The 12638-nt window shown below is 39.0% G+C and carries 12 protein-coding genes; 4 read left to right on the forward strand and 8 right to left on the reverse strand.

The window, feature by feature from the left end; translation table 11 throughout:
* Positions 1–18: 18 nt before the first annotated feature.
* From FCR06_RS24560 to FCR06_RS24570, 3 genes are all read left to right on the forward strand, one after another.
* Positions 19–2682: an NERD domain-containing protein gene (locus tag FCR06_RS24560; RefSeq protein WP_138504403.1), complete on the forward strand. Its 2664-nt coding sequence runs from the start codon at positions 19–21 to the stop codon at positions 2680–2682.
* Between the two features lie 26 nt (positions 2683–2708).
* Positions 2709–3920, forward strand: coding sequence for a phosphate/phosphite/phosphonate ABC transporter substrate-binding protein (locus FCR06_RS24565; protein ID WP_138504405.1), 1212 nt, complete (start codon positions 2709–2711; stop codon positions 3918–3920).
* Positions 3921–4155: 235 nt separating this feature from the next.
* Positions 4156–6000, forward strand: coding sequence for a DEAD/DEAH box helicase (locus FCR06_RS24570; RefSeq protein WP_138504407.1), 1845 nt, complete (start codon positions 4156–4158; stop codon positions 5998–6000).
* Positions 6001–6065: 65 nt separating this feature from the next.
* Here the strand turns inward: FCR06_RS24570 and FCR06_RS24575 are convergent, their stop codons facing one another.
* Together FCR06_RS24575 and FCR06_RS24580 are read right to left on the reverse strand one after the other, a co-directional pair.
* Positions 6066–6677, reverse strand: coding sequence for a hypothetical protein (locus FCR06_RS24575; RefSeq protein WP_138504409.1), 612 nt, complete (start codon positions 6675–6677; stop codon positions 6066–6068).
* Between the two features lie 399 nt (positions 6678–7076).
* Positions 7077–7184 (reverse strand): DUF3696 domain-containing protein, encoded by a 108-nt coding sequence (locus FCR06_RS24580; protein ID WP_223280272.1) that lies wholly within the window; start codon positions 7182–7184, stop codon positions 7077–7079.
* A gap of 324 nt (positions 7185–7508) precedes the next feature.
* Here FCR06_RS24580 and FCR06_RS24585 point away from each other — a divergent pair, with 324 nt between their 5' ends.
* The gene (locus FCR06_RS24585; protein ID WP_138504411.1) at positions 7509–8633 is read left to right on the forward strand and encodes a PEP-CTERM sorting domain-containing protein; all 1125 of its coding nucleotides are present in this window, start codon (positions 7509–7511) and stop codon (positions 8631–8633) included.
* 51 nt (positions 8634–8684) lie between these two features.
* Here the strand turns inward: FCR06_RS24585 and FCR06_RS24590 are convergent, their stop codons facing one another.
* The 6 genes from FCR06_RS24590 to FCR06_RS24615 form a co-directional block, all read right to left on the reverse strand.
* Positions 8685–8891, reverse strand: coding sequence for a hypothetical protein (locus FCR06_RS24590; RefSeq protein WP_189523560.1), 207 nt, complete (start codon positions 8889–8891; stop codon positions 8685–8687).
* A gap of 138 nt (positions 8892–9029) precedes the next feature.
* Complete coding sequence (locus FCR06_RS33820; protein ID WP_223280273.1) at positions 9030–9248, reverse strand: hypothetical protein; 219 nt, start codon at positions 9246–9248, stop codon at positions 9030–9032.
* Between the two features lie 169 nt (positions 9249–9417).
* Positions 9418–10242 carry a hypothetical protein gene (locus FCR06_RS33825; RefSeq protein WP_223280276.1) on the reverse strand — a complete coding sequence of 275 codons (825 nt, stop codon included), beginning with the start codon at positions 10240–10242 and terminating at the stop codon, positions 9418–9420.
* Positions 10145–10966: a DNA cytosine methyltransferase gene (locus FCR06_RS24605; RefSeq protein WP_138504413.1), complete on the reverse strand. Its 822-nt coding sequence runs from the start codon at positions 10964–10966 to the stop codon at positions 10145–10147. The genes FCR06_RS33825 and FCR06_RS24605 overlap by 98 nt, the downstream gene beginning before the upstream one ends.
* A 189-nt stretch (positions 10967–11155) precedes the next feature.
* Entirely contained in the window at positions 11156–11665 is a 510-nt protein-coding gene (locus tag FCR06_RS24610; protein WP_138504415.1) for a hypothetical protein, read from the reverse strand.
* Complete coding sequence (locus FCR06_RS24615; RefSeq protein WP_189523561.1) at positions 11662–12513, reverse strand: hypothetical protein; 852 nt, start codon at positions 12511–12513, stop codon at positions 11662–11664. The genes FCR06_RS24610 and FCR06_RS24615 overlap by 4 nt, the downstream gene beginning before the upstream one ends.
* Positions 12514–12638: the final 125 nt, after the last annotated feature.

A 12638-nucleotide genomic window follows, 5' to 3' on the forward strand; every position in this document is an offset into this window, starting at 1 on the left:
AAATTTCAGGAGCATCAAATGGTTAACAGCACAGATACCCAAGCAACTCAAACATCCAATAGAGGAGCAATATTAAAAGTATTAGCTAGACTAGCAACAACAGGAATAATTAGTTTTGGGATTGGTGGAGCAGTAACTTTTGACCGTTATAACAACTATTGGAATCAAACAATATTTCGCGTTCAGACTGTTGATTTTAACATATTATCTCATACTCTACCAACGAAACTTTCTTATGCAATCATTAAAAATGAGCCAGAAGAAGTACAACGTACTTTAGATAGTAATTATAGTTTGTTTGGATTAATAGTTACAGACTCTAGTGGACAAAAAGCAATTGCGTATTCAGGTAAAAATTCTGGAAAATCCTCATCTTGGAAAGCGGCTCTAAATCCACAGGAGTTAAAAAAACATCCCTATGATTTGTTGCTTGACCCTCCACCTGTATTTACACAGTGGACTTATAGTAAACCTCAAGCTACTGAACGCAGTGCTACAAGTTTAACTAATCAAGGTCATGTCATAGGCAGGGTTTACTATGTTAGGGGTGTAAGACCAACGTTTCAAGAGGATATTGCGACATTACTAAGTAGTCCTTTTTCTGGAAGTAGTAGGATTCAAACTTACACAACAAGTCTAATAGCTTGCTGTGGGGCAACTTTGCTTATCTGGAGTGGTTTGGAGTTTATGCTTTATAAAAAACGAGTTGATAAAAAGAAAGCTGAAAAAAGAGAAGATGAATTAGAAAATATCAATAAAGTTTTAGAAGTTCAATTAGCTGAGAGAATAAATGAACTAACAGTATTAAAAAATCAAAGAGAAGAAGAGAAGACTGAATTAACTAAAGATGCTAATAAACTGCGTATTTTAAATAACAGACGGGAGCAGGAAATTTCTCAACTCAAGGAATCTCTGAATAATCTCCCAAAAAACACAGAAGATTTATTAACTCTGCAAACTGAACTAGAAAAAAATAAATTAGAAGCACAAGAGAATCTAAACAAACAAAAACAATATCAACAACGCATTGAAAAACTAAATCAGCATTTACAACTTGCTCATAAGAAACAATTAGAAGTTAATCAACTATATAAACTGAAAGAAAATGAATTAGCTAAACTTCAAGAAGAAATGAAGAATATTGAAAATTCTCGTTTATTAGCTAAATCAGAATTCCAACAACTGCAAATAAATGAAATAAATTTTCAACAAATTGCTACTAAACTGGAACAAAAATTAGCTAATCAAAGACTTGAACAACAGCAACTTAACAATCAATTAAAGATTTTGCAAAGTTCCTTATTAGAGTCTCAACAACGCGCTCAACAGGCACAGGCTGAATCTGAAAAAACCAGATTAGAAGCACAACAAAATCTTAATAAACAGCAAGAGTACCAAAAATATATTGAAAAATTAAATAGAGATTTGCAAATTGCTCAGAAGAAGCAACTAGAAAATAATCAACCAAAAGAAATTGAATTAGTTCAATTGAAGCAACAGATACAGAATGCTGAGTCCGAATTACAAGAACTGCGAAATAATGAAAAAAGTTCCCAAAAAATCGCTATAACATTAGAACAACAGTTAGCTAACCAAAGGTTAGAACAAGAACAGCTTAACCATCAGCTAGAGCTTTTACAAAATTCTCTATTGGAATCTCAACAACGCGCTAAACAGGCACAGATTGAATCTGAAAAAGCTAGATTAGAAGCACAAGAGAATCTAAATAAGCAACGACAATATGAAGAGCAGATTAAAAAATTAAACCAAGATTTATATATTGCTCAAAAGAAACAAATAGAAAATAATGAAATCCAAGAAAATGAATTAACTCAACTTCAGCAACAAATACAGGAGATTCATAATTCTCGTTCTTTAGTTGAATCTGAATTACAAGAACTCCGAAATAATGAACAAAATTCTCAAAGAATTATTACTACATTAGAACAACAATTAGCTAATCAAAGGTTAGTGCAAGAACAACTTAATAATAAACTAGAGCTTTTGCAAAATTCACTATTAGAGTCTCAAGACAGAGAACAACAATTGGAACAACGTGGAAAACAGAAGCAAGCTGAATTAGAGGATTTGGCTAGAGAAATTGAGATTATCACTGTTGAAAGAGGTAAGCATACTTTAAATAATTTTGAAATAGCTATTAAAGATTCCTTAGAGCAGCATTTTTCTTCAGAAAGAGTGTTCACACAATTTGATGTAGGTAGTGGACAACAAGGAAGTAAATTTACTGATTTTATCCTTATTACAAATAAGTGCTGTATCGTTGTAGAAGCTAAATCTTATAAGGGAACAATTAAATCTGTTGGTAATCCGCGTAACACTGGATGGACTTGTGATATAGGAACTAGAAAACTCTATATTTATGCTTGTTGGGGAGAGAATCCTTATCAGCAAGTGAAAACTTATGCAGATTCTTTGTATAAATATGTAAATTCATCAAATTGGGGTAAATTTCCTGTATATGGTGTTGTCATATTTCCAGCAAACTCGGATATTGATCATGGTATTGAATCCAATATAGGTGGTTTTTACAGAGTAACTACACTAAATAATTTGATTAATGTTATTGAACAATTAGACAATCAAGCTCGTTTACAAAATGCAACAAGATATCAACAAATTTTGCAGAAACTTACAGGCATATCTAATCAACAAGCAGCTTAATCATAAAAATACAGGTGATATCTATTGTGTCTAATTCTAAAACTAGCCATAATTTCATAAAGTTTCTAGCATTTATTGGAGTTTTGGGTTTATCGGGTTGTCCGTCTAATCCCCCTAAATCCGCAATTTCCTTACCTTCTACTACCATTGAAAATCAACAACAAAGCTTACAAACAAGCTCTTTAACCATAGGTATTTTGAGCAAGCCGAGTTACTATCAAGAGCTAACAACTTACTTACGTTCTCAATTTGGTAATAAAGTGCAAATAGTCCTTGATGGCGATGAATCAATTTCTTATGAAGAAGCCAGAAAAAGGATGATAAATAAAGAATGGGATATTGCCTTTACTTTATCACCAATACTTTCTCTAGCTGCGAAAAATAACGATTATCATTTTGCAGCCCGAATGTTTCCGAATAATCCTCCATATTACCAGGCTACGTTATTCACAAAATCTACCAGTAGTATTAAATCTCTCAATGATTTAAAATCTACAAATACTATTGCTCTAGGCGATTTCAATTCAGCATCTAGTTTCTATGTACCTGCTTATGACTTATTTGGTAAAAGTCTAAGGGTAGATATGGGACATCGAGGAAAAGATATTAAAGACTTAGTTAAAACTGGAAAAGCTGATGTAGGCGCTGCTGCTTATGAGGCAGTTGCAAATGACAAAGATTTAAGAATTATTCACTTAAGCAAGGACATTCCTGGTTCTAATGTTTATTTATCACCTAAGCTTTCTGAATCTGACCGTCAGATAATTACAAAAATTTTACTCAATGCACCAGAGAATATTAGAAAACAAGCTAATTATGACAGTGGTGAGGAACATGATTATTCACAATTGATAAAAATTTCTCAAAGAACTGAAGAAATTTTAAAATGTGCAAATTTTCAGCAAAATCCAGTTAATTTTTACTGTAGTGATAGTCCGCCAAATCAACAATTTAATAATTCTAATAATATCTCAAAAATCTTAGGGCGAATTAATGGATGGAGTCACCAAGATAGTGAAACTGAAACTTTCAAGTTATCAGGAAAAGATAATAAAGTTTACCAAATAGTCATACCTCGAAAAATCCTTGATCAAGTTCCTGGTGCTTCTAACCCAATTGCTTTACAAGGTAAAGAAGTCAAAATCATAAACGTTGCACCCCAAAAAGCACAAGCAGGAATGTTTGAACTAAAACTTACACAGCCTAATCAATTAAATGTATTAACAGATATTAGTTAAAGAAGGATTAGCTATGGTTTATCGAAAATACCTGAAAAACTGCCCTAGACTCCCTAGCGATCGCCCCAATTCTTAGAGGAAATCCCAAGCAGGCGTAGCCCGTTGCAGGCGATCGCTCCCCCCTTTCTTATGGGAAAATTAGCAGTAGGAGCGATGCCTGCGGCGGGCTACGCCTACACCMCCATTCTTAGAGGAAACCTCAATCGCTTAAAACCCATGTAAACATCTACCATTTATGGCTACTCTAATTCCCTCATTCAATAGCTGCTCAATGCGGATGACCCCTGGCGAGAAGAGGTTAGCGCAGCGCTTGGAGGAAAAATTAGAGGATGACTATTTACTTTGGTATGACGTGCCAGTAGGTAAGAAGCAACTGCACCCAGATTTTATAGTGCTGCACCCTAGCCGGGGCTTGTTCATCCTGGAAGTGAAAGACTGGAAGTTAGACACTATTCAAAATATCAACCCCTCCACAGTCACACTGCTTACTGAAGATGGAATCAAAGAAGTCAAACACCCACTACAACAGGCCAGAGATTATGCCCTAGCAGTGAACAAGATGCTAGAAAAAGACCCCGCCCTAGTGCAGCAAGAAGGTAATCATAAAGGAAAACTGGTCATCCCCTACGGTTACGGCGTGGTATTCACCAACATCACCCGCAAAGCATTCAATGAAAGTGAACTACCAGCAGTGTTTGAGGAACACTTGGTTATCTGCAAAGATGAAATGCTTCCAAACACAGATGCAGGGGAATTTCAGCAACGACTTTGGGATTTATCGGCATATCAATTTGGTAAGACCTTAACCAGCAGTCAAATAGATAGAATTCGTTGGCACATCTTCCTCGACTTGCGACCAAATCAGCAGTTTGCTCCTGACAGTCCCTCAGATGAAGAAACTCCCGAACCCGTTATCCCAAACATTCTCAAAATTATGGACTTGCAGCAAGAACAGTTGGCACGGAGTTTAGGTGATGGCCATCGGGTAATTCATGGTGTGGCTGGTTCAGGAAAAACCATGATTTTAGCCTACCGTTGTCAGCAGCTTGCCCAAGTTGGAAACAAACCTATTTTGGTGCTATGTTTCAATGTCTCTCTTGCTGCCAAACTCCGGCAGACTATCCAAGACCAAAACCGAGTCAGTCGCATTAAAGTACGACATTTTCATGGCTGGTGCATGGATTTACTCAGAAAGTATGACATCCCTAGACCCGACTCCAGAGAGTATCAAAATGAAGCTTATATAGAAGAACTCGTTCAAAGAGTAATTAGCGCCGTCGATGCCAAGTTGATACCTGTTGGCACTTATGGCGCTGTCATGCTAGATGAAGGCCACGACTTTAAACCAGAGTGGTTAAAGTTGATTGCTCAGATGGTTAACCCCGAAACCAATTCTTTGCTTATCCTCTATGACGATGCTCAGAACCTCTACGGAGAAAAACGTACTAAGAAATTTAGCTTTAAGAGTGTGGGCATCCAGGCACAGGGACGCACCACCATTCTGAAACTCAACTACCGCAACACCGCTCAAGTGCTGAGGGTAGCTTATGAGTTTGCCAAGGAAGTCATGCAACCGACTGACACCCAGGATGATGACCAACAAATATTGGTAGAACCTGCTAGTGCTGGAAGACAAGGCCCCATACCAAACCTAATCCGCTTACCCAGTTTTAAACATGAGGTAGATTACCTAGCCGATAGAGTGCAACAATTACACGAGCGAGATATCCCCTGGAACGAAATAGCAATTATCTATCGCTCCAAGTTCATGGGCGATCGCATATATAACCACTTCCAACAAGCCCAAATCCCAGTAGAGTGGATAAACGCCAATAGTGAGAGCCGCGACTATAACCCAGCCGAGCAAAGCATCAAACTCATGACTATGCACTCATCTAAAGGGCTAGAGTTCCCAGTGGTATTGATTCCTGGTGTTGGTTATATGCCTCATCAATACAACACACCTGAAGAAGAAGCGCGACTATTGTATGTGGCAATGACACGGGCGATTGAGCAGTTGATTATGAGTTGCGATCGCTCCTCAGAATTTACCAACCGTTTGGAGACAGCACTCTTGTAAAGTAATTTAATGGGTAGTCAAGCGATGGCGCAGAGCATCTACTATAAACAGTTTTGATGGTTGCTTTAATATAGCGTGTGTAACGTTCCAATCCAAACATCTCCTGTTTTAATAGCAAAGTACCTATCACCATTTTCGAGAAAATCTGACCTGTAAGCTTTTTGTTTAATTTTTTTAATTTCTGCTTCACTTAATTGGTCAATCTTTTCATAAAAATAATTCTCTTGAGCGTGGAGTTCCCACTGAAAATTTTCGAGACTGAAGTTGTTAATTTTATATTTTTCAAATGGGAATGCTCTCTTTTCATTGCTCTTTGTAAAGGTATTGTTATATCCAACAATCCAATCTCCACTTGCTGCTACAACTTGAGAGTTGATAAAATGATGGTCAAATAACCATATCTTTAAGTAAAAAGGCTCTCCCGACTCCTGAAGTGTTTTGTGCCAATTCAAATAAATCTCTATTAAAGCCTTTAGTATTAATCGATTGTACCAAACGGGAGGATTTCTTGTTACTAAGTGATACCAGGGATCAATAGTGACCTTGACATAATCTCGTTGAGACTTGTGCAATTTTGCTATATCTAGGGTGAGATTGTAATTCTTCCAATAGTTAATTTTTCTAATCTGTTTTTTCCAACCTCGAATCTTTTTTTTATTACTGTACGGGTTTGACATTGCAATTCTACAGCAGCTAACTAATCTACTACTGTAGTATGTATATATTTGGCTTGGAGTTACTTTTGTATAAACTCGAAAGCTATTGCAAAAACACAAACCACTTTCAGGTGCGTAGTTTACTATGTATTTTCTAGTACATTATTAGCCAGTTGTAGTGAAGCGATAACCGAGCGCTGTGGGCTGCTGAGTTCTTCTACAGCGTTGGGTCAACAACTGGCGATTTGTGGCTGTTCTGTTCTGTTGATACCTCATTTAAACGGCAATTCAGACAGTTGTGATGCCAAATTGCCAGAACCTTTGAACGTGGCGCTGTAACTTCAACTTTTTCAAGCGAGGATAATTTCTAAGCGATGCCTGCGGTATTTGCTAGCCTACACAGCTTGCAACAGAAGCAAGTTATGATTTTGCAGGTTCTAATAAAACTGTTAAACTGTTGTCCCACTCATCGAAGAACCCATCAGGCCATCGGTCAATTCTGCCGTTTTTATCAATGGGTGGTGACACCAGTAAAAACCTGCAAGATGTCCTGAAAAGGCTTGATTTTATGTTGTAAATAACGAATTTTTTAACTATAATGTAGCAAATTTTCAAACATAAACAGGATATGGGTTTTCAGACCATTTTGCAATAAAAAACACATATCTCGGCTCAATAACTCGTTCGATTAAATCTTTATATTTACCTTCTTTGCCTTAAAGTTTTAGTAAAGTAAAAGTCAATTTTTAACTACTTAAGTATCTATTAATGTAATATGCGAAACATGATATAGACAACATTTACAAAAATATTCAACTTTTATTAAATAACCGAGGTTGAGACAAGAAGTAAATGAATAAGCACCACAAATTAACCATTGATAGTAAGAAAAGAATTGTTGTAGAGATTAGCCMTGTTAAGAAACAGATTACAAAACTATTTTTATTTTTTAGTTTTAGTGGAGTAACTTTACTTAGCTGTGGAGTTGCCAAAGCTGTATCGTTAGTCAATAGTAAGGTTTATAGTAACGCCTACATTAATATATTGTCAGGTACTCCTGATGAACAAACATCTACTGGTATTAATCCAAGCGTTCAATCTTTTGCTCAAGTAAATGGTGCAACAGCTTCTGCTAGTGCAACTGGTACTAGTCTTAAAGTAAAAGCTGAATCTGATGGTAATGGTACTTCATTATCTTTCCCAGCCGTTGCAAACACCTTCTTTCAGAACTCATATAAACTCATTGGTAATACAAGTAATACTGGCGTTCCTCTAATATTTAATTTTAGTTTGACAGGAGAATTAAATGTTACCACACCTGTTTATATACCTGGAAGTCCTGAAAATCTTTTTGGTGTAGCATCTGTTATTTTCGACTATCAACTCGTTAATTACAATTATGATAGTCCTTACTTTTCTGAAACTAAAGGAGGAGCATACATAACAGCGCAGTCAGGACTCCCAGTCCTGTACGGTCAATATGGCTATTTGGGAAATAATAAATTTAGTGGACCAAGATTTAGCACCACATTAGACCCCAAAATCACCTACTCAATTCCCCCGACTTTTAACAAATTACCAGTTGGTGTTGATGCTGGTTTTGGTATTAATGCCACCTATACTTTTGATTCAGAGATTCAACTAACAGAAACTATCGTAAACAATGGGCGTTTAGACGGATATTTATATGCCAGTGCTGCTTCTACTCCAAATGCAAGTGGTTATAGTAATTTTGGTAATACACTAAAGTTGACTTCTATCACCGTTCCTCAAACTTTTGATGCTTTTGATATTGAAAATCTTCAAGTAGCCTTTGACTCAGGAGAAATAATACCTGTTACAAGGAAGGCTGGTACAGTAACACCATCAACACCTGTTCCTGAACCCTCTACTTATTATGGTACTGGTGTAGCATTTGCCATTTGTTGGTTGATGAAACGTAAGTATAAATCAATGCAGTATGGCGGAAGTAGGTAAGCTATTGCAATACCCAAAATACACAGTTTACAATCGAACCAGTTATTGAGCCTAAGAGAGCGATCGCACCTGTAACTGCAACGGATCGATCCGGTCTGGGTCGCAATGCGCCGGGGCTAGGTCAAACAGCGTCACCTGCTGCACTGGCTTGGTTTCTCTCATCCGTTGCTGACACTCAAATATTTGCGCTTTCCACTTCAGCAGCGCCTCAAGGCTCATCACTAGCGCCTCTGCTCTGCGTGCTGGTGTGGGTTTCACGTCGGGAAATAGGTTTAGCTGGTTGGGTTCCAAGGAAATTATAAAGAGCGTGCCGACTAGCTGATTATCCCTCAGAACTGAATCAAGTCAAGTTGTTAAAGGGGGAGCGCTTTGCAGTAGAGCGATCGCTAATTCCTTCTAATTTCCTGCCAAGAACACTTGGAATAGTTCTGATATTTTCGCTTTGAGTGCTGAAATTGCCTCTTCTAAAGTATCACTTGGGTCTGTATCTACTAGATGGGCATCACCTACATCTGCACTTGACCACAAATAGCTGTGTAGCCCTATGGTTAAACATCCTTGCCATTTATCCTCATGATTAGTGTCAAGCGTAACGAAAAACCGCCGTGGTATCATTAGTTCTTCGGTCTTAATTTCAAATTCTCCCCACACAGAGAAGCCAAAATACTCCTCATTTTTTTGATTGTTGTATTTCCAATCAGTTAAGTTGGGGAAAGCAGCTTATACTTGCTCTAAAACTTGTTGGATTTCAGATTCGGTTAGTATCATCTCATTCTCTTTGAATTTATTTTTTAGCTTTCGCTCTACGAATAAAAGCGATTATTTCCTCTAAACTAACCCCTTCATTTTGCATTGATTGAATAAGTGCGATCGCTCCTACCGGCACACTTCCAATACTGCGCCCCTTCCACTCACCGTCTATTTTCTCTTCCCAGTTAAAGCCCCAGCGCCAATGAGTAGGATTATCAGAGCTTCTGTGTTGAATTACACGGGGATAGCTGGTGATAGTTCCGTCCTTCAGTTTCTTATTTTCGAGATACTTGTACAAGCAACCTTTACGTTGTCTACGTTTGGAGGATTGCTTGAGGCCCACAGCTTCGTTACTTTCCTCTAAGAAATTTTTGGGTGTCCATCCACACACACCACAGCCATCATCTAATTTGATTAATGGAGATTCACAACTGGGGCAATGTACATTTTGAATTTGCTGTGTACACTGCATAGGTGGGCATTTATCACAGGTGTAGTTTCTGTCAACTACCTTTAAACATTTTGTACAGAGTTGGGGGTGATTATCCTCTAAGAATTTATCAATTAGGTGTTGGGGTGCGATGCCTGCGGCGGGCTGCGCCAACGCTAATTCCCTAATAACTTCATCGTCTCGTTCCCAAAAATAGCACTTAATTTCACTGCTCCAATCAACAGTAAAACAAGTCTGCCAAACCTCAGTTATTTTGCCAACATTTAAAGAAGAGTTGCAGATATAAAGGTCTACTTTTACATTTGATTGTTTAAGCTGTTGCGGCAAGGTTGGCAAGATAACAGACTCGTTGCAAAGCGATCGCTGCTTGGAGGGGGCAGACAGCACGGGCGTAGAGGTCGTTACAATCTCGCCGTTTGCCCTGGTGGTGGCGTACTCCTGGGTAAATGGGAGCTGCACTGATATTGTCTCGCCAGTATCCATCAATGGCCATTCTACCCAACCAACGGGGAACCCCATCATCCACCCTGGAACTGCTGGGTTTAACTTGTCGCCCTTGGCTAAATGTGGCTTCAATTTCTGCTCCAATCTGGTCTGACCAGCTGGCCTGCATCCCGTTGAGCCTTTGCAATATGTTGTTGGTGTAGGCAACAATAAAGAGTCTGTTCCTTTGGTGCGGCGCTCCAATTTCCTGAGCCGATATGAGCTGCGGATCGTCCCAGTGATAGCCGACCATTCGGAGTCCGCCAAGAACTGCTCGTAATCCTCGATGGATAAGCCCTTCAGGATTTTCAATGATGATGAAGCTGGGACGTCCATCGGCAATGCAGCGCAAGGCTTCAAACCAGAGTGATGATTCTGGGTGATCGAGTCCTGTACCGTTACCTGCGCCACTGGTTCCAGTACAAGGAAATCCAATTGTGTAGAGGTTGAATTCTCCCGGTTGAGGGTAATAGTTGCTGATGTCGCTGTGGATGGGGATTTTTGGGAATCTGTAGCTGAGGACTGCTTGAGCGTCGGGGTTGTTTTCAATGAAGAGTTCTGTTTTGATGATGTCAGTAACTCCAGCTGCCTTAATTCCGAGTTCAAAACCGGCGATTCCTGCAAAGAAGCTGGCGTGTCTAAGTTGCATTCTCTCGCCTCCTCATCCTCTAAGAATTTTCTATAGTTCCAAGCCTGCAATTGTTTTGGGGTATATTCAGCAGATAATCCGTTTTCCCAAGTGATAGTAATCTTTTTACTGTGTACACTCGATACTTCACCTAGTTTCTTCGCGGGGGTGATGATGCGATCGCCCACTTGAAAATCGCTTATAGAATACTTATTCATCTTTTTTACCTGCTAAATAATCATCTCTCATTAATTTCCACTGTTCGGTGCTAGTGGCTTCTATTTCAGCTTTGCGCTGCCCCACTTCTCGGTTGTCGTTATCAGTGCGATTTGTGTTAGTTAGGCTGTGAGATTGAGAAATTTTAGAAGTTTCAACATTAAGTTGATTTCTATACTTCTCAAACTGTTTTTGTGTAATTTGCTTCCAATTGTCACGAGAAATTCGATCTAGTTTCTTGCACAGAAATAAATCAAAGCGAGTATCGAGTACCCCATATTCCATCAAATTGTGTCTGTCAAATTTATTGCATCCTTGGCAAACCGGGATGCGATCGCGGTTGTGGTCATAGTCGGCAATAATTAACCTGACTAAATGTGCTTGGATTTGTCCCGTGTCCTGGCAACAGAAACAGTTCCAATTTGGTTGCCAAATTTCCCTGTCCTCGTTTTCAGTTTTTTCATTGAATGGAAGGCGCTCAAATTGGGGAAGATTGTCAGTCATGATTCCCCCTTCAGCCAGCTAAATTGTTTAGTTTCGTTACACCACTGAATAAAATCTTGCTTTTCCTTATCAGTGGCAAATTCGAGCGGGTTGGCCGTCTCCTCGATGATGGCTAGCCAGTCAGGGGTACGCGGGTCAGTCTCCCATTTATGATTTTCTGCCGGGGACACTTTACCCCTGGACTTGTACCACTGACTACGCAACTCATCAAAGTTCTTCTCAATCCATTTAAGGGGAAGTTCAGGTGCTTTGGGTAACTGGGCTGCCTTCTTCTTACCAAATTCAATAAAATTCTCTCTCTCGCTTTCTGAGAGAGAGTTTATAAAGTCTAAATAAGTCTGAATAGTCTGAAGGGTTGTGGAATCCTTGCCAGTAGAGGGTTTTGAGGCACGATTTTCTGAACTTCCAGAATTTTTTCTGAACTTCCAGAATTTTTTCTGGGATTCCGTAATTTTTTCTGGATTCTCAGAATCATTTCTGGATTTCCAGAAATTTTCTGGATTCCCAGAATCATCGTCTTGTTGAGAATCATCAAACTCACATTGTTGAGAATTTGCCCATTCAATAGTGATTCTGCCTGACTTGATATTGATGGCGCTGGCTTCTTTAAGCTTGGCGATCGCCTCGTAAACACTACTTTCTGGTATCTGCCATCGCATCCCAAACTCTTTGGGAATCACTATAATTTTGCGATCACACCAAGGGTTCTCGTATCTAAGAGCTAGATGAATAAAGGCAGCATTGTTGATTAGCTTTGCCTTGCGAAGGGCCATCAGTTCGGCTTTTTGTAGAGGGTAAAACTCGCCTTGTACCTTTCCTTCATCATCTCTTTGCGGTTTGGGTATCATGGCTGCACCTTCTCGAAGGTTGTGCTTACTGGCGTTAGTTCACGGCAGGCTCTTAGCCATTGTTCATGTTGGAGTGGGTAGAACTTCCCTTGAATTTTGGTAGTGCTTTGCATCATAATGCAGTA

It is taken from the genome of Nostoc sp. PA-18-2419 (assembly GCF_005869855.1).
Taxonomy (GTDB): Bacteria; Cyanobacteriota; Cyanobacteriia; order Cyanobacteriales; family Nostocaceae; genus Nostoc.

Excerpts from the sequence above, each read along its gene's own strand:
- FCR06_RS24560 (WP_138504403.1), top strand. The coding sequence starts at position 19 with ATGGTTAACAGCACAGATACCCAAGCAACTCAAACATCCAATAGAGGA.
- FCR06_RS24570 (WP_138504407.1), top strand. The coding sequence starts at position 4,156 with ATGGCTACTCTAATTCCCTCATTCAATAGCTGCTCAATGCGGATGACC.
- FCR06_RS24575 (WP_138504409.1), bottom strand. The coding sequence starts at position 6,677 with ATGTCAAACCCGTACAGTAATAAAAAAAAGATTCGAGGTTGGAAAAAA.
- FCR06_RS33820 (WP_223280273.1), bottom strand. The coding sequence starts at position 9,248 with ATGATACCACGGCGGTTTTTCGTTACGCTTGACACTAATCATGAGGAT.
- FCR06_RS24605 (WP_138504413.1), bottom strand. The coding sequence starts at position 10,966 with ATGCAACTTAGACACGCCAGCTTCTTTGCAGGAATCGCCGGTTTTGAA.
- FCR06_RS24610 (WP_138504415.1), bottom strand. The coding sequence starts at position 11,665 with ATGACTGACAATCTTCCCCAATTTGAGCGCCTTCCATTCAATGAAAAA.
- FCR06_RS24615 (WP_189523561.1), bottom strand. The coding sequence starts at position 12,513 with ATGATACCCAAACCGCAAAGAGATGATGAAGGAAAGGTACAAGGCGAG.